Genomic DNA, 15,658 nt, shown 5'->3' on the forward strand with positions numbered 1-15,658 from the left:
TGCCGCTCCGCGGGCGGGTGAAGGCCGCTGAAGAGTCGGCGCGGCAGCGGATGATGGTGCCGTTAAGCGATCTGGAAGGTGTCGTCGCCGACCTGGACTTCAAGACGGAGTTTGCCGCCGAGTGCCTCGACATAGCGGCGCAGGGTGTCAACCTGGGTTTTGTCGAGGTCGCCGCGTTCGATCCGGGACACGCGGTTCTGGCTGACGTCGAGCTCGGCGGCGAGTTCGACCTGGGTGAGGTCGAACTGCTCGCGGAGTTCCCTGAGCCGCCAGGCGCGGGTCTCGGCGAGCATGCGGTCCTTGTGGGCGTCGACCACCTTGCGGCGAGCGGGACGGCGCTGCTTCAGCTGGTCCAGGTTGGTCATGTCAAGCCCTCCTTCTCAGGGTGGTGAGGTGGTCGTCGAACCGTTGGTCGGCGATCGGGACGTGCCGCTTGTACCAACGGTTCCAGTCGCGGCTCTTGTCGCCGGCGACCAATAGGATCGCCCGGCGTTTCGGGTCGAACGCGAACAAGATCCGGATCTCTGATCTGCCCCCGGACCCGGGCCGTAACTCCTTCATGTTCTTGTGACGCGAGCCCTTGATGGTGTCGACCAACGGCCGCCCCAACATCGGTCCCTCGTCTTGCAGTACTTCCAGTGCGGCGACGATCAGGTCGTAGTCGTCCTCGGACAACGCGAGCAGCCACTCTTCGACGAGTCCGACCTCCACGTCCCACACATGGCTAGTCTACAACTTCTGAGTTGTACACCTCAAGGGTTGTGGCCCGCGCGACGAGGAACATCCTCAACTGCCGCTGGTGGTCGTTGGCGGCGGGGGGGCCAAGCTTGTATCGCGTAGCGCTACGCGATACGGTTGTCCCGTGATCGTCAGCTTCCGGCACAAGGGTCTGGAGCGTCTGTATCGCGACGGTTCGAAGAAGGGTGTCCAAGCGGCTCACGTCCCCAAACTGCTGCGCGTCTTGTCGCTGTTTGACGTGGTCCAGACCCCGGACGACCTCGCGATCCCGTCATTTCGGACCCACCCCCTCGAAGGGGACCTGGCCGGGCACTGGTCGATCTGGGTGAACGGCAACTGGAGGATCACGTTCCGCTTCGTTGAAAGCGACGTCGAACTCGTGGACTATCAGGACTACCACTGACCAGAAGGTGGACACCATGGTGTTGAAGACCCCGGTCCATCCTGGCGAGATCCTGCGTAAGGACGTGCTGGCCGACCTCGGGCTGAGTGTCGGGGAGGCTGCGTCCCGGCTCGGGATCTCCCGGGTGACGTTGAGCCGAGTCCTGCACGGCCATGCGCGGGTGAGCCCCAACCTTGCTGTTCGACTGGAGCAGGCGGGTGTTGGCACCGCCCGCGCTTGGCTGTCCCTGCAGTCAGCTTATGACCTCGCCGCCGAGCGTGCGGCCGGACTACCCACCGTGCGCAGGCTCGACACCGTCGCCTGACAACACCCGCCGCGCAGCGCGCGTGCCGGCCACGCCGCGCGCTGGAGGTGGGTTGTCGAGGTCAGGCGCCGGTGCGACTTCTTTCGCGCGCGAAGCGGTCTGACCACAGCTTCCACTCCCACAGGGTGAGGGCCATGAAGACCCCCGTGCCGATGACCGCGCCAGCCTTCCTACGCTGGTAGGCGGCCACCATGGCGCCCACCAGCGAGGCACTGGCAACGCCCGACAGGGCCAGCACCACCGGCTCCGACGTCGGCTTCCGTGACCAGGACTCCTCGCCCAGAATGGCCCGTGCCGCGAACGACGACGTGTCGTGAACCGGCGAAGTGATGACGGGGTTGACAGCAAACCACGCGCCGATGGGGCCGTGCAGCCACCAGCGTCGTGTCCACAGCTGCACCAACAGCAGCGGCGTGCTCAGCAGTCTCGACCAGGCGCTGAACGGATGAGCGTGTCGCTGAAAGATGCGAGCGTAGACGCCGTCCGCAGAAGCCACCCGTTCAGCCTGACACCGAATCACCGTGGCGACCAGCCAACGGGGAACTGCCTCGGCGCCGCAGAGATGCTCGGTCGACAATGCGGACATGAGCATCGACGCGTGGTGGCCGAAGCTGCGGCAGGAGTCCCGGGAGTATCTGATCGCCAACAACGGCGACGTTGTACCTCCTGACCTCGTTGTGGAGATCGCTCAAGCAGGAGGCGTGACCACGACTGACGCCTGGTGGGTCGGACACAGTGGGCCGACCGGGTTCTACCTGTCAGACGAAGCGATCGACTGGATCGACGAGGTCGCCAACGGCGAGACACCCGAGCCCCGCCCCGACGACCACAACACAACATCCTGAAGCCGCAACCCGGTGGCCTATTCGTCGGATACTCCCTCGGGTTCGGTGAGTTGCCGGAGCGCTTGGACGTGGCCGAGGTAGGCGGTGCGTCCTGCGGGGGTGAGCTGGATCCAGGTTCGTGGTCTGCCGAAGGGTTGGGGGCGTTTGTCGAGGGTGAGGTAGCCGGCGTCGGCGAGCAGTCGGAGTTGCTTGGACAGCAGTGATGTCGAGATCTCGAGGGCGTCTTCGAGGGCGTTGAACTCCAGGTCGGTAGCGGTCGCGAGGGCGGCGGTGATCCGGAGCCGGGTCGGGGCGTGGATCAGGTCGTCGAACCGGGGGGCGGGGGTTTCCCAGCTCATAGGAGGTCGTAGCGGTCGTAGTCCCCGGCGGCGAGGCGACCCACGCGGTAGCGGTCTTCCCAGCGCAGCCAGGCATAGCCGCCCACGGCCGCGATCAGCCCCACCCCGAGGGAGTACCAGGGTTGCCAGTCGGGTGGGGCTTCGACTCGGCCCAGGACGAACAGCACGGCGTACAGCAGGGCGAACCTGAGCGCGCGAGCCCCGATGGCGCGCTGGTCGAGTACCTGCCCTCGGCCGCGGGCCTGCCGGTGCAGGGCCACCGCGAACACGAGCGAGCCGACGACCAGGACGGCGATCGCGGCCACCCAGTGCCCGGCCGTCCCGAGGCCGACGGTGGCGCCCGCGGTGGTGCTCATGCCCAGATCGATCCAGGCGGGCCGCCGGGTGGCCTGCGCGGCGGCGGTGCGTGACGCGGTGATCTGCTCGAGGCTGGCCCGGGCCTCTTCGGGCGTGGGCTGCTCGTGGGCGTCCATGTGGCGCCTCCCTGCGAGTTGGTTGACGATGGATCAAGTATCTATCTTGGTTGTCGTTGCGTCAACCAACTGGACGCCGCCACCCGCCGCGATCGCCAGGCCAGACGTACGGACATCAGCGTGAGGCGTTTTGTGTCAAGCCGGGTTGCTGCGCAGGGTCGCGAAGATGGCCCGCCACGCGGCCAGGCGGAGCCGACCCGCACCGGTGAGGCGCCTTACCGGTGAACGTCCCCGACAGGCGTTCGCGGGGTGCGAGCCCGGCATGCTTGACCACGGCGCGGGCAGACGTGAACCGGTGCAGGTCCCCGGTTTCGGCGAGGATCGCCGCCGCACCGACCCCCGACAGGCCCGGGATCGTGCACACCACGTTGGTCAGATCGAGCTCGTCCAACACGCCGACCATGCGCTGCTCGACGACGGCCCGGTTGGCTCGAGCGGCGTCCCAGTCGGCGAGGACCCAACCGACGCGCTCCAGGGCGCCGAGCCGATGGGATTGCACCCCGAACGAGCCGGCCTGCACGACCTGGTCGACGACCACGTCACGGTGCCCGGACCGGCCGGCGCGAACGCCTCGGTCAAGGTGTCGGCGATCATTGCGGGCATGAGGCGCTGCAGCACTTCCGATCCAAATGGCGTGAGTGACGCCCTGGCAGACTGCGCACGCACGACAGCGCCACCGAACTCGGTGGCACGCGAGCCGCCCCCCTACCTTCCGGCTGACCCCAACGGACAGCAGGAACATCCTCAGCTGCCGCGGGTTGCGCGAGCGTAGCCTGTTGGCTCCGCTTGCCGCAGCGCGGGGTGTCTTCGTGTTGAACGCTGGCCGCGACGAGGCGGGTCGCCCCGATCCGCATCATGAGTGGGGCGCTACGGCCATACCCTTGCGGCATGGCCCTGCCTCGCCACACGACGGACGCCGCCCTGTCGGCTTGGCTCGTGCCCCGCCTGGTGCCGTGGGGACCGGCTGGGGTTCCGGTGGGTGCGACGGTGCCGACGGGCTTCGCGGCGTACGTGCGGGTCCTGCACCCCCTACCGGATGGACGCCGCTGGCAGGAGATCGCGGCGTCCAACGGACGCGTCCTGCATCCCCTGGCCCAGTGGAGCCACTTCTTCGACACCCTGCACCACCCGAACCTGTGGCCGCCGGATGGCCATCTCCAGCGCCCCGACCACGACGCGCTGCTCGCGCACCTGCCGGCGTCTGGGGACGTGACCTACGCGGTGTGGGAGGGCTACGGGTTCTGGGGAGGCGGCGCGGTCGAGGCGCACCAGCCGACCTGACAACCTACGAGATCCCGGTGCCGAGCCGGGTCCCGGGGGGGGCCGAGCCGGTGTTGGCCCTGCCGCACCGGCGCTACCACCTGTTCCGGGCCCCCCTGGCCGCGCACGAGGCTTGGATCGAGGACCATCGCTTCGGGCAGTCGGCGAACCTCGTGTGGCCGGACGACCACGGTTGGTGTCTGGCCACCGAGATCGACTTCGGGTTCACGCTGCTCGGTTGCGGGCGCGCGGTCGCGGACGCCGTGCTCGCCGATCCCGCCCTGGAGGCGTTCGAGATTGGTGTGGACGACAACATGAGCTGGTCCGGGGACACCATCAATCCGGCGCCGGCGGGACTGACATGCTTTGTCGACCCGCCACGCTCGACCGGGCCCATACAGCACGGCGCACCTGCTGAACCCCTGCACGACGCGTGAACCGGGCGCCAAAACGATCCACTTGCGCTGTCAACAGTGCGCGGCATGGTCATCACCTCAGGAACTTCTCGCGGGCTTTCAGGGCGTGGACGATGACGTGGGCTTGGTCGGCATCGACGTATCCGACTTCCAAGAAGATCGCGGGCTGGCTGGGGGCCCACGATCACGGTGATCGCTCTGGACGCCTCCGCGATGGTCGAGGCGTTGATCGGCCGAGAGGTTGGCGGGGAGTTGCTGGACGCCCTCACTGGCGACGTGCACGCCCCGCACCTGCTCGATGTGGAGGTGTTGTCCGTACTGCGTGGGTTACAGCTGGGCGGCAAGCTCGATCCTGCTGCCGCGGAAGAGATTCGGCGCGACCACTTCGCGTTCGCCATCAACCGCTACGAAGTCGCTCCCTTGGCTGATCGGATCTGGCAGTTGCGTCACCAGTACCCGAGCTACGACGCCGCGTCTCTCGCTCTTGCCGAGGCCCTGGACGCACCGCTCTACACCTGCGATGCGAAGCTCGACAGCGGCGGCCACCACGCCGAGGTGCACGTACTCCACCGAACGCACTGAGGTCTGCCGCAGACGGCGCGTGTCCCGTCTTGTCCCGCTCGTGTGTGCCCCGTTTGCGCTCCTCGAGGAAAGGGGTGTCGGCGAGGCGACCTTTGGGTCAGTCGTTTGTCGGCTCGAAATGGCACGCTCGTCACGTGCTCCCATGGGCCGCCGCGGTAGCGGAACAGTCCCCATCCGATTGCCTGGACGTTGTAGGGCACGAAGTCGGCCGACAGGCGCGCGTACAAAGCGCGCGCCCACTTCCGGCGCGACCTTGTTCTGCACCGTGACGTGGGGGCGCCACCCCTGGCGGTCCTGCGAAGTCAACTCGGGGTGCCAGCGGCGCGCCAGCCCCGCCCGGACGGCTTCGGCCTGGGGCACGCTGAGGTCGTAGGCGACACCGCGACCCATCAGCCGCACCCCGGTCACGCTGGCCGTGACCCGGCCGGATGGGGCAGACGCGCGGACGTCCGCGACGACGGCGTCCAGAAGTCGCCCGGGCAGCGCATGAAAGGCCGTGACGTGCGCGGTGAGAGAGTTCCGATCGGCCGGGAAGTGGACGCCCGCAGAGCGTCGAACTGTTCCTGTGCAGCGTCGGCAAGGAGCAACGTGAGGATCAGCGGCGCAGGATCCATCACTACCTCCCCGAAGAACGCGATCGTGCAGCCGAGTGGCTGAACCGTCACCCGTTCATCGTAGGAACCTGGCACCACCCGATCCCCGCCGCGGTCCGCGCGGTGGGACCGACTGAGTGGGGCCCGTGGTCGAGAGGCCACCGGCCTCCGGGTTGTCGATGAGGGCCGAGCGGCCGTGCTCGGCTTCCGCTGGCCGGGCGCGGTCAGTGGAGGCTGTGGTCGGGTTTCCCCGTCCGCCAGGCGTGGAGGGTCACGGTGAGGCCGGCCCGGGTGGGGGAGCACACGAACGGCCCCGCGGAGGCCTCCAGGCCGGCATCCAGGGGGACCACCCGTACCAACTGGGGGTCTCAGTGACCCGACCTGGCACGGATGATGAGGGCATCGTCGCTCCGGCTGACCCGAACCAGCACCCGGGTCCCTGCCAAGTGGGGAACCGGGGCCAGCGACCAGTCGGATCGGGGAGCGGTGACCACGGCACCGAGTTGCGGCATACCGTCGCTGAACTCCACCCCGGCCTTCACCCAATGCTCCGCTGATACACGCACGAAGACACCGGCCTGGTCGAACTGGCCGGTGAAGGCCGCCGTGAACTCGACCTCCACCGCGCTGTCCACCGGGAACGGCGCCAACAAGGCGTGCTCGCTGTCGTGGACGAACCCGTAGGAGGTGATCCGCCATGCGTCGCTGCCCTCGGCGGCCGTCACCACCAGGTCCGACCCCCGCTCGACAACCGCTGTCGGGGAATGCGTCCAGGTGCCAGCGGACCACGCCACCATCGCCACCCAACGGACCCTACCCCGCAGGACGCCGGGTACGGCAAGGAGGAGCTGGGGCTGCCCTTCAATCCGGTTTCATGGTGGCCCGGCCGACTGAAGCAGCCGACGCGGGTGAGCGTCACGCCCGGCCCGCTGGATGAAGCAGGCACAAGCCGGCGGCCGACATCCGACAAGTGGCTCCGCGGTAGCCGATCTGCGAGGCCGCTGAGCTGCCACGGGGTCGGCTCCTGTGACTTCGCACCTGTGTCAACGCGTCCGCAGATGGCGACATGCATCACGCCGCGTATCTGCTCTGGGCGGGTGTTTCAGCGAGGATCGCCGTCGCACCGACCGCGGACAGGTCCGGGATCGTGCGGACGAGGTCGGTGAGGGTGAGCTCGGCCAGCATGGCGACCATGCGCTGGTGGCCCCTCAGGTGGGTGTGACGGGTTCGAGGGTGACGCTGCGGTAGGCGGCAACGGCTTGCCCGGAGGCAGGAACCAGGGCTGGGTCGCGGGGGTGGCTTCGGGCGAGTTGGACGATGTCGAACTAGTCTCTCTGCCATGGCGCTCAACCAGATGGGATCTTCTTCCCTTCCGCTCTTGGAGGTCGAGGTCGGTCCGCTGATCGACGGGCGATGGGTTGAGTTGATGGTACTGGCCGCCATCGTGATCACGGCCGTCGTGATCGGGGGCGCCGTTCTGCTACTCGCGCGCGGTTGGCGGCGCAGGAGAGGCTGAGGGGATTCATCGTCCGTGAGGTCGAAGCCAGAAAGCCGACAGTCAGCCCGTGCTCACAACAGCGTTCCCGACGCAGTCGCCACCCCTTGGGGCGGGGAGCATCCGACCTGATCGCCTTGAACCCGTCCTCACCTGTGAGTCTGGCCGCGGGTGAAGCACCGCTTGGAGCGTTTCGCCCTGGTGCTGCCACTCATTGGTGCGCTATGGGCGTGGCGGTTCCTCTGGCCGGCTTGATCAGGGCGTCACGATGCCGGCCGCGTAGTGGTGCCCGGAGGCCGTGGGGACCTCGACGTCGACGGCGGACCGCGGCTCCAGGCCGGGCCTGCCGTGAGTGGTCAGCGTGATGGCGTCGCCGACGTCACCCGAGAGCACCAGGAGACCCTGGCCGGTCGGTTGGAGGGACAGCAACGGGCCGCCCACGTCGGTGGTGGTGACGGCGCCGGTGGACAGGTCGTAGCGGGAGACGTGGCGGTACTCCGTCATGGGCCGGAAGCCGGGGTTCATGAAGGTGTGGCCGACGTAGAGGGCGTCGTCTGTTTCGGCGAGCAGGAACGGTGCCGGGTGGGGGAGAGCGACCGTGCTTTCGTGGAGGTCGTCCAGGGAGACGTTCCCGAGGGCACGGCCTTCGACATCGCCGGTCACGACGGCGCGGCCGTAGAAGAGCTTCCCGTCCCGAATGACGGTACTGATGACGCCGCCGACGGTGTCAAGGAGCGTCGTGCGGCGGAGCAGCCGAAGGGACGCGGCGTCGAGTTCGAGCAGGATGCCCTGGTCGTTATCGCCGCGCGTGGTCTCCCCAAGGGCGTACACCTTCTGCCCGTCGCGGACGAGCGCGCTGAGGGTGATCTGCTCGATCCGGTTCTCGGCCAGGAGTTCACCATCCAGTCCCCGTCTCCGGAGTTCGGCGGCGCCGTTGAGGGTGTTGGTGGTGATGAACGAGTCGCTCGCCGGCGACAGGGCCCGGACCACCGGTTCGGTCACCCGGGTCGCGACCACGTCGCACGTCTTCGTCGAGAAGCGCAGGATGTCGGTGCGGTCGCGATCGGCGTTGCCGTTGGCCACCAGCCAGACGTCGTCGCCGAGCCGAGGCATGATCCCGGTCGGTGAGGCCTCGAGGCCGCGGTAGGGAATCGTTCGCCGGCCGATGACGCGGTCGCCGTCCACGAAGGCGAGTTCGCTGCCGGCCCCGTCCTCGGTCGAGAAGATCACGGCCGCCCGCCAGCCCTCAGGGCAGGGCCCCGTGGACGTGGGCGCCGGGGCACCCCCGCAGGAGCAGAGGGCGACGGTCGCGGCCAGTCCGCTCGCCACGGTGCGCAGCGGCAGTTTCATGTCGACCTCCGTGGGTGGTGATCGTTCGGCGAGTCTCGGCCACAGCACGGGCCGGCCGGTCTCCTGTTGGGGTGGGTGGGTGTCTGCGGGTCTGACGTTAGCAGCGGAGCAGGCCAGGGCCCCGCCGACGTGCCGGCGGCGAGCCTTCGCCGCCGTCTGTGGGGAGGCGTTCGGGTGGGGCGTGCGGTTGGCGGGGATGCTGAGCCGCTACCTTCAGGATTGCGTTGATGTCGGGGCGGTGGCGGTGGCGATGTCCGGGGAGGCGATTCGTGTCCGGCTCTTCCGGTCGACCCACAAGATGAGCGCGGTGCAGACGGCGACGGTCGCGAGGGAGACCGCGGCGTCGAGGGTGGTCACGTCGGTGGCGTTGAGGTCGCCCCAGCCGATGGCGCCGAACACGAAGCCCAGGGAGTTGTTCACCGCGTGCAGGGCGATGGCCGCTTCGAGGCCGCCGGTGCGCCACACGAGCACGCCTGCCGCGAGCGCGAAGCCGGCCACGCCGATCATGCCGGGCGGGTTGTAGGGGTGTCCGACGACGAACAGGGGAAGGGGTAGCAGGATGCCCCACCACGGGTTGCGGAGCCAGGCTCCGAGCACCTGCATGGGCAGCGCGCGGAACGCGAACTCCTCGGCGGCGGCCTGGAAGGGCACGATCAGGAGCGCGCCGGCGATCAGCCACCCGCTGTGGGGATGCCACGAGGGTGCGATCGGCTCACCGGCGGCCCCGCCCACCGTGAGGAACACCAGGTGGACCGTCACGTACACGCCGAGGCAGATGGCCAGTGAGCGGACCAGCAGGCCGGTGCGCAGGCGTCCGGCGACGGACAGGAGTGCGCCGACGGGGCGGCGTCCGGCGGCCACGCCGATCATCACCGCGGGGATCAGGGCGAGCAGCGTGCTCATCAGCGCGAGGAACTGGTACGGGTTGTACAGGTCGGTCTGCTCGTCCAGCAGGCCCAGGGACGCCTCGAGCTGCGGGTTGACCAGCACGGCGGCGGCAAGTCCAGTGATGAGCACCAGCATCAACGCGAGGTAGGCCGCCGTCGCGGTGAGGAGGGTGACCAGCGGCCGCCACGAGCGGTAGTTGGCCTCGGCGCGGGCGAGCCGGTGGTAGTCCGGACGCCGCCGTGCCGAGGGGGGCACAGGAGCCGGGATGGGCGGGTGGGAGGTGGCGGTGGAGATGGTCATGTCGTCATCGTGTCCGGCCCACACCCGTCGTCACTATCGGTCGATCGGGTGCCTCCGGGAGTCGAAGGGATGGTCGAGGATTCATGCCATCGGACGACACCGCTCGCACCGCCGGCTGGCCTAGGGTGGCCCGGTGACCGGTCAACCCGTGCCTGCCGTCTCCGCGCCCCGAGCGCTGCGGGGGCGGAACGTGGTGTTCCTCGTCGCGGTCGCCGTGTTCTCGGTGCTGATGCTGGTGATCGCTCTGCCCGGGTATCTGGAGTCGCCGTTGGGTGGGTGGCTCGGCCCGGCCGCGATGCTGGTGAACCTGGCCGGCCTCGTCGCTTCCCAAGTGCTGTTGCCGAAGGTGCTGGACCGGGCGCCGAGCGCCGTGGAGGCGCCGGATGAGGAACGGGAACCCCGGGCGCTGCGCCACGCCCTGGTGATCACCGCGCTGGCGAGCGTCTCCGACGGGGCGGGGTTGGCGGCCGCGATCGTGTTGGTGTCGATCGCCGGACGCCGTCGCTGGCCGCCGATCCTCGTGACCGTGGTCGCCTTCGGTGTCGCGTACGCGGTGGGCCGGTGGTTGATCGTCCCACCGGGGGCGAACACGCTGACGGCGTCCGAGGAGGCCATCGGGATCGCCCTGCTGATCGCGACCCTGGTGTTGTTCGGCCTCTACCGCGGCAGCCGGCGCGCCTTGTGGCGCTCGCTGCACCAGGAGGCCGTGCTGGCCCGGCGGGAACAGGCCGCACGCCTGCTGCAGGCCCGCGAGGCCGAACGCACGCGCATCGCCCGCGAGATGCACGATTCGTTGTCGCACCGCCTGGCCCTGATCTCGCTGCACGCGGGCGCCCTGGAGTACCGCGACGACCTCGACCCCGCCGCCGCCCGCGAGGCGGCCGGGGTGATCAGGTCGGCCGCGGAGACCGCCGCGGACGAACTCGGTGCGGTGCTGGCCGTCCTCCGCCCGCCCTCGGAGGGCACCTCCCCCGCGCCCACCCTCGACGACGTGGGCGCGCTCGTCGACACCGCCAGCACCCCCGGGAGCCCCGTCCACCTGATCCTCGACGTCGGCCCCGGCGAACCCGTCCCGGCCGCGCTCGGACACCTCTACCGCCTCGTCCAGGAATCCCTCACCAACGCCGTCAAGCACGCCCCCGGTCAGCCCGTCACGGTCACGATCACGGGAGCGCCCGCCAGCGGCGTCCACGTCACGGTGAGCAACCCGCTGCCGGCCACCCCGGCGGACGCCCCCGGGTCCGGTCTGGGGCTGGCCGGGCTGACCGAACGGATGGCCCTGATCGGAGGCCGCTTCACCGCCACACCCGGCGCAGGCGCTTTCCGCGTGGACGCGTGGTTGCCATGGGCCTGACCCAGATCCGCGTGCTGCTCGTCGACGACGAGCCGCTGATCAGGGCCGGACTGCGGATGATCCTCGACGGGGCCGGCGGCATCGCCGTGGTCGGTGAGGCCGCCGACGGGCTGGACGCCGCCGCGCGCATCGCCGACCTGCACCCCCACGTGGTGCTCATGGACGTCCGGATGCCGCGGTGCGACGGTGTCGAGGCCACCCGCACCATCCGCGCGCGAACCCACCCGCCGACCGTGGTGATGCTCACGGCCTTCGACACCGATGACTTCCTGCTGCGCGCGCTCGACGCGGGAGCCTCCGGCTTCCTGCTCAAGCACATGCCACCGGCCGAACTGGTGGCGGCCGTCCAGCAGGCCGCCGACGGGACGATGTCGTTCTCGCCGAGCGTCCTGCAGCGGCTGGTGACGCACGCCGCGCGCGCACCGCAGCCCGCGGCGTCCGACCCCCTCGACGGGCTCAGCGCCCGCGAAGCCGAGATCGCGCGCCTGGTCGCTGACGGACTCACCAACGCCGAGATCGCCGGCCGCCTGTTCCTGTCACTGCCGACGATCAAGACCCACCTGGCCCGCATCTTCGACAAACTCGGGGTCACCAGCCGCGTCCAACTGGCCCTCGCGGTCCACGGACACCGACGCTAGCCGGCGGGGCCGTGCCCGGCGACGCGTCCATCAGACGACCGTGGCGATTGCGGCCAGGAAGGCGTCGGTGACCTCGGGAGGGCGGACCGCGACCCGCAGCCAGGAGGGGCTCAGGCCCGGGAAGGTTTCTCCGCGGCGCACGGAGAAGCCGCGCCGGGCCAGACGGCTGTGGAGCGACCCGCCCGGCCCGGCGGGTAGCCCGGTGTCGAACAGGACGAACGGCGCCCGGGGCGGGAGCACGACGCTCACGCCCAGCGCGGTGAGGCCCCCCACGAGGTGGTCGCGGTGCCGCTGCTCGGTGAGGGCGAGGTCACGGGCCCCAGCGCGGCCAGGATCGGTCAGGCAGGCCTCGATCGCCGCCAGTGCAAGCCCGGACACCGCCCACGGCGGCTGTTGGGCGACGAGACGGGCCACGAGCCGGGGATCGCCCACGACGTAGCCGGCCCGGACGCCGGCCAGCCCCCACGTCTTGGTCAGCGACCGGACCACCAGGACGCCGGGCATCCGGGGACTGATGAGGCTGTCCTGCTCGCCGGGCACGGCGTCCATGAACGCCTCGTCAACGACCAGCACACGCCCGGGTCGCGTCAGCCAGGCCAGGGACGCGGCGGGGTGCAGCACGCTGGTGGGGTTGGTCGGGTTGCCGACCAGCACCAGGTCGGAGTCCGGCACGGCGTCCGGGTCGAGGACGAACCCCACGTCGGGCCGGAGGAGGTGCCGCATCACGTCGATGCCGGCGCGGCGGAGGGCGGCCTCGGGTTCGGTGAACTGGGGGTGGATCACGACCGGGTGGCGCGGGGTGAGGCCGCGGGCGATCAGGGTGAAGGCCTCGGCGGCGCCTGCGGTTGGCAGGACCATGTCCTCGTGGACGCCGTGGCGTCGTGCGATGGCCGCGCGGGCCCTTTCGGGGTCGGGGTAGCGGTCCGCGTCGGTGAGGGCGGTGGTGAGGGCGTCCAGCAGCCAGGGCGGTGGCCCAGGCACGCGGACGTTGACCGCGAGGTCGACGAGCCCGGGGCGCAGGTCGCGGTCGCCGTGGTGGGCCAGGTCGGGTTCCACCGCGGCGGCGGCATGGGCGTGGACTGCGTCGGCGAACCGTTGCGCCAGCGCCGGGTGGCCCGCCCAATGGGTGTGGAGGTAGGAGGCGTGCACGGTGGGGCGTCCCGTGGAGGCGGGGTCGAGGGACACCCCGTCGGTGACGGGGCCGTCGGGCCGGTCCCACGCCCAGGCCGGGTCGGCGTCGGTCGGCAGCGGCGTGCGCGTGCGGTGGAATTCGTGCCCGGTGATGGTGTCGCCGGCGCGTGCGAGGAGGGTGTCCGTGGGGGCGGTGGCGTCCCGGTAGCCGAGGATCAGGCGTGGGTGCATGGCGGCGGCCGCTGGGACCGCGCCCACCATGGGCCGGTCGTCGAGGGTGTCGGCGAGGTAGAGCAGGCCGGCGCACTCGGCGACGGTCGGGACGCCTGCGGCCACGGCGGTGCGCACCGCCGCCCGCAGCGACTGGTTGGCGGCGAGGTCGGCGGCGTGTACCTCCGGGAAGCCGCCGCCGAGGTAGAGGCCACAGGTGCCGGCGGGGAGGTCCGCAGCCGTGAGGGGGTCGAACTCGACCACGTCGCAGCCGGCAGCCGTCAGAAGTTCGTCGGTCTCGGGGTAACGGAACGTGAAGGCCCGCCCGGCCGCGACCGCCACGACCGGACGCCGCGACGACGACGGCCGCACCACCCGGGCGGGCTGCCAGCCCTGGACGTCCAGGGCCGGAGCCGTGGCCGCCACCGTGAGCAGGTCGTCGAGGGAGACGCCGGCTTCGACATGGTCGGCGAGGGCGTCGAGGGCCGCCGCCGCGTCCGGGCGTTCGGCGGCGGGCACCAGCCCGAGGTGCCGCGACGGGGCTTCGAGGCCGTCGGTGCGGGGGAGCGCGCCCAGGACCGGGATGCCGGTCCGTTCGACGGCCGCGGTGGCGTCGGCCGCGTGGCGGGGGGAGCCGACGCGGTTGAGGATGACGCCGGCCACCCGCAGTTCGGGGTCGTAGGTGGCGAGTCCGTGGACGAGGGCCCCGACGGTGCGCGAGGTGTGGGCGGCGTCCACCACCAGCACGACGGGGCTCGAGGTGAGCCGGGCGACGTGGGCGGTGGACCCGGCGCCGTCGGTGCCGATCCGCCCGTCGAACAGCCCCATGACGCCCTCGATGACGGCGACGTCGCAGGGGGTGGGCGTCGCGGCGCCGTGGACCAGCAACGGCGCGACGAGGTGTTCGCCGACCATGACGGGGTCGAGGTTGCGTCCCGGGCGTCCGGTGGCGAGGGTGTGGTAGCCGGGGTCGATGTAGTCAGGTCCCACCTTGAACCCGGCGACCGCCAACCCCCGGCGGCGCAGCGCGGCCATGAGTCCGATGGCGAGCGTGGTCTTGCCCTGGCCGGATGCGGGGGCGGCCAGCACGACGCGGGGGAGGCTCACCATTCGATCCCCCGTTGGCCCTTCTGGCCACGGTCGAAGGGGTGCCGCACCTTCGTCATCTCGGTGACGAGGTCGGCGGCGTCCAGCAGGGCGGGCGGACAGCCACGGCCGGTGACGACGACGTGCTGGACGCCGGGGCGCGCCTGCAGGGTGGCGACCACCTCCTCGATGTCGACCCACCCGCGGGCCAGGGGATAGGTGAACTCGTCCAGGACGTACAGCGTGTGCGCCTCGCCGGTGAGGCGCCGGGCCACCTCGGCCCAGCCCTCGGCGGCCAGGGACGCCTGGTCCGCGGCGGCGGTGGCGCGCGACCACGTCCAGCCGGCGCCCATCGTGTGCCAGTCCACCGGGCCTCCGACGCCGTGGTCGCGGTGGGCCCGGTCGAGTTCGGCGAGCGCAGCGTGCTCGCCCGGCTGCCATGCCCCCGACTTCACGAACTGGAATACCCCGACCGACCAGCCCTGCGCCCAGCCACGCAAGGCCAGGCCCAGGGCGGCGGTGGTCTTGCCCTTGCCGTCGCCGGTGTGGACGATGAGCAGGGGTCGCTGGCGGCGCTCGCGCGTCGTGAGCCCGTCGTCGGGGACGACGGTGGGGCGTCCTAGCGGCACGGCGTCCACCGCCCGGCCCAGACGCCGACGCTAGGCTCAGCGCCGTGATCCCCGACCCCTACGGCACGGCGCCCGGGCTGCCCGACGAGGCGTTCGACTCCGACGGTCTGCTGACCAAGCGCCACGTCCGCGCCTCGGCGCTGGCCGTCCTGCGGCCGCGGCCGGGCGAGGTGCTCTGGGATCTGGGCGCGGGCGCCGGCTCGGTCGGCATCGAGTGGGCGCGCACCGACCCGACGTGCCGGGCTGTCGGCGTCGAGCGGGACGCCGTGCGCGCGGCCCGCGCCCGCGGTAACGCCGAACGCCTCGGCGTGGCGGAGCGGGTCAGGATCGTCGAGGCGGACCTCCGCGACGGTCTGGCCGCGCTGCCCGCTCCGGACGCGGTCTTTGTCGGCGGGGGGGTGACCCGGGAGGTGGTGGACGCCGCCTGGGCGGCCCTGCCCGCGGGCGGACGTCTCGTGCTGCACGGCGTCACGCTGGAGGCCGAGGCGCTGCTCGTGGACTGCCACCGGGCGTGGGGCGGGGCGTTGGTGCGCCTGGCCGTCGAGACCGCAGCCCCGATCGGCGGTCTGCTGGGGTGGACGCCGGCGCGCGCCGTGGTCCAGTGGTCGGGAACGAAGGGCTGACA

Annotated in this window: 22 protein-coding genes and 1 pseudogene; 10 read left to right on the top strand and 13 right to left on the bottom strand. The window is 71.0% G+C overall.

Features of this window, described 5'->3' with window-relative positions:
* Nucleotides 1–62: 62 nt before the first annotated feature.
* Together AC5YDV_RS17305 and AC5YDV_RS17310 are read right to left on the bottom strand one after the other, a co-directional pair.
* The gene (locus AC5YDV_RS17305) at nt 63–365 is read right to left on the bottom strand and encodes a helix-turn-helix domain-containing protein (RefSeq protein ID WP_496192500.1); all 303 of its coding nucleotides are present in this window, start codon (nt 363–365) and stop codon (nt 63–65) included.
* 1 nt (nt 366) lies between these two features.
* A complete protein-coding gene (locus AC5YDV_RS17310) occupies nt 367–720 on the bottom strand; it encodes a type II toxin-antitoxin system RelE/ParE family toxin (RefSeq protein ID WP_496184835.1) in 354 nt (117 codons plus the stop codon).
* Between the two features lie 142 nt (nt 721–862).
* Here AC5YDV_RS17310 and AC5YDV_RS17315 point away from each other — a divergent pair, with 142 nt between their 5' ends.
* Together AC5YDV_RS17315 and AC5YDV_RS17320 are read left to right on the top strand one after the other, a co-directional pair.
* Entirely contained in the window at nt 863–1,141 is a 279-nt protein-coding gene (locus AC5YDV_RS17315; protein WP_496184834.1) for a type II toxin-antitoxin system RelE/ParE family toxin, read from the top strand.
* 16 nt (nt 1,142–1,157) lie between these two features.
* Nucleotides 1,158–1,445 carry a HigA family addiction module antitoxin gene (locus AC5YDV_RS17320; protein ID WP_496184833.1) on the top strand — a complete coding sequence of 96 codons (288 nt, stop codon included), beginning with the start codon at nt 1,158–1,160 and terminating at the stop codon, nt 1,443–1,445.
* A gap of 61 nt (nt 1,446–1,506) precedes the next feature.
* Here the strand turns inward: AC5YDV_RS17320 and AC5YDV_RS17325 are convergent, their stop codons facing one another.
* On the bottom strand, nt 1,507–1,941 hold the full coding sequence (locus tag AC5YDV_RS17325) for a DUF6653 family protein (protein WP_496192542.1): 435 nt from the start codon (nt 1,939–1,941) through the stop codon (nt 1,507–1,509).
* Between the two features lie 88 nt (nt 1,942–2,029).
* On the opposite strand from AC5YDV_RS17325, the gene AC5YDV_RS17330 reads away from it, so the two are divergent.
* Nucleotides 2,030–2,290 (top strand): hypothetical protein, encoded by a 261-nt coding sequence (locus AC5YDV_RS17330; RefSeq protein WP_496184831.1) that lies wholly within the window; start codon nt 2,030–2,032, stop codon nt 2,288–2,290.
* Nucleotides 2,291–2,307: 17 nt separating this feature from the next.
* On the opposite strand, the gene AC5YDV_RS17335 is transcribed toward AC5YDV_RS17330, so the two are convergent.
* The 3 genes from AC5YDV_RS17335 to AC5YDV_RS17345 all read right to left on the bottom strand — a co-directional run bounded on the left by AC5YDV_RS17335 (nt 2,308) and on the right by AC5YDV_RS17345 (nt 3,639).
* Nucleotides 2,308–2,628 (bottom strand): transcriptional regulator, encoded by a 321-nt coding sequence (locus tag AC5YDV_RS17335; RefSeq protein ID WP_496184830.1) that lies wholly within the window; start codon nt 2,626–2,628, stop codon nt 2,308–2,310.
* On the bottom strand, nt 2,625–3,101 hold the full coding sequence (locus AC5YDV_RS17340) for a hypothetical protein (RefSeq protein ID WP_496184829.1): 477 nt from the start codon (nt 3,099–3,101) through the stop codon (nt 2,625–2,627). Before AC5YDV_RS17340 ends, AC5YDV_RS17335 begins: the two co-directional genes overlap by 4 nt.
* 115 nt (nt 3,102–3,216) lie before the next feature.
* On the bottom strand, nt 3,217–3,639 hold the full coding sequence (locus AC5YDV_RS17345; RefSeq protein ID WP_496184828.1) for an IS110 family transposase: 423 nt from the start codon (nt 3,637–3,639) through the stop codon (nt 3,217–3,219).
* Nucleotides 3,640–3,989: 350 nt separating this feature from the next.
* Between AC5YDV_RS17345 and AC5YDV_RS17350 the strand changes: the two genes are divergently transcribed.
* The 3 genes from AC5YDV_RS17350 (at nt 3,990) to AC5YDV_RS17360 (ending at nt 5,359) form a co-directional block, all read left to right on the top strand.
* On the top strand, nt 3,990–4,382 hold the full coding sequence (locus tag AC5YDV_RS17350) for a hypothetical protein (RefSeq protein WP_496184827.1): 393 nt from the start codon (nt 3,990–3,992) through the stop codon (nt 4,380–4,382).
* Nucleotides 4,383–4,435: 53 nt separating this feature from the next.
* Complete coding sequence (locus AC5YDV_RS17355) at nt 4,436–4,798, top strand: hypothetical protein (protein WP_496192543.1); 363 nt, start codon at nt 4,436–4,438, stop codon at nt 4,796–4,798.
* Between the two features lie 168 nt (nt 4,799–4,966).
* Nucleotides 4,967–5,359 (top strand): type II toxin-antitoxin system VapC family toxin, encoded by a 393-nt coding sequence (locus AC5YDV_RS17360; protein ID WP_496184825.1) that lies wholly within the window; start codon nt 4,967–4,969, stop codon nt 5,357–5,359.
* Between the two features lie 246 nt (nt 5,360–5,605).
* On the opposite strand, the pseudogene AC5YDV_RS17365 reads toward AC5YDV_RS17360, so the two are convergent.
* The 3 genes and pseudogenes from AC5YDV_RS17365 to AC5YDV_RS17375 form a co-directional block, all read right to left on the bottom strand.
* Nucleotides 5,606–6,004 (bottom strand): annotated as a pseudogene (locus AC5YDV_RS17365) (2'-5' RNA ligase family protein); the annotation flags it as partial.
* A gap of 316 nt (nt 6,005–6,320) precedes the next feature.
* The gene (locus tag AC5YDV_RS17370; protein WP_496184839.1) at nt 6,321–6,749 is read right to left on the bottom strand and encodes a DUF1349 domain-containing protein; all 429 of its coding nucleotides are present in this window, start codon (nt 6,747–6,749) and stop codon (nt 6,321–6,323) included.
* A 274-nt stretch (nt 6,750–7,023) separates the two neighbouring features.
* A complete protein-coding gene (locus AC5YDV_RS17375; RefSeq protein ID WP_496184824.1) occupies nt 7,024–7,146 on the bottom strand; it encodes a hypothetical protein in 123 nt (40 codons plus the stop codon).
* Between the two features lie 145 nt (nt 7,147–7,291).
* Here AC5YDV_RS17375 and AC5YDV_RS17380 point away from each other — a divergent pair, with 145 nt between their 5' ends.
* A complete protein-coding gene (locus AC5YDV_RS17380; RefSeq protein WP_496184823.1) occupies nt 7,292–7,468 on the top strand; it encodes a hypothetical protein in 177 nt (58 codons plus the stop codon).
* Between the two features lie 234 nt (nt 7,469–7,702).
* Here the strand turns inward: AC5YDV_RS17380 and AC5YDV_RS17385 are convergent, their stop codons facing one another.
* On the bottom strand, nt 7,703–8,797 hold the full coding sequence (locus AC5YDV_RS17385; protein WP_496184822.1) for a hypothetical protein: 1,095 nt from the start codon (nt 8,795–8,797) through the stop codon (nt 7,703–7,705).
* Nucleotides 8,798–9,010: 213 nt separating this feature from the next.
* Nucleotides 9,011–9,985, bottom strand: coding sequence for a CPBP family intramembrane glutamic endopeptidase (locus AC5YDV_RS17390; protein ID WP_496184821.1), 975 nt, complete (start codon nt 9,983–9,985; stop codon nt 9,011–9,013).
* Nucleotides 9,986–10,118: 133 nt separating this feature from the next.
* Here AC5YDV_RS17390 and AC5YDV_RS17395 point away from each other — a divergent pair, with 133 nt between their 5' ends.
* Together AC5YDV_RS17395 and AC5YDV_RS17400 are read left to right on the top strand one after the other, a co-directional pair.
* Nucleotides 10,119–11,339 carry a sensor histidine kinase gene (locus tag AC5YDV_RS17395; RefSeq protein WP_496184820.1) on the top strand — a complete coding sequence of 407 codons (1,221 nt, stop codon included), beginning with the start codon at nt 10,119–10,121 and terminating at the stop codon, nt 11,337–11,339.
* Complete coding sequence (locus tag AC5YDV_RS17400; protein WP_496184819.1) at nt 11,330–11,977, top strand: response regulator; 648 nt, start codon at nt 11,330–11,332, stop codon at nt 11,975–11,977. The genes AC5YDV_RS17395 and AC5YDV_RS17400 overlap by 10 nt, the downstream gene beginning before the upstream one ends.
* A 30-nt stretch (nt 11,978–12,007) precedes the next feature.
* On the opposite strand, the gene cobBC is transcribed toward AC5YDV_RS17400, so the two are convergent.
* Nucleotides 12,008–14,428 (bottom strand): bifunctional hydrogenobyrinic acid a,c-diamide synthase/histidinol phosphate aminotransferase CobBC, encoded by a 2,421-nt coding sequence (gene cobBC / locus AC5YDV_RS17405; protein ID WP_496184818.1) that lies wholly within the window; start codon nt 14,426–14,428, stop codon nt 12,008–12,010.
* The gene (gene cobO / locus AC5YDV_RS17410; RefSeq protein WP_496184817.1) at nt 14,422–15,033 is read right to left on the bottom strand and encodes a cob(I)yrinic acid a,c-diamide adenosyltransferase; all 612 of its coding nucleotides are present in this window, start codon (nt 15,031–15,033) and stop codon (nt 14,422–14,424) included. The genes cobBC and cobO overlap by 7 nt, the downstream gene beginning before the upstream one ends.
* Nucleotides 15,034–15,077: 44 nt before the next feature.
* Between cobO and cbiT the strand changes: the two genes are divergently transcribed.
* A complete protein-coding gene (gene cbiT / locus AC5YDV_RS17415) occupies nt 15,078–15,656 on the top strand; it encodes a precorrin-6Y C5,15-methyltransferase (decarboxylating) subunit CbiT (protein ID WP_496184816.1) in 579 nt (192 codons plus the stop codon).
* Nucleotides 15,657–15,658 lie beyond the last annotated feature (2 nt).

The organism is Propioniciclava sp. LT432 (assembly GCF_059515965.1).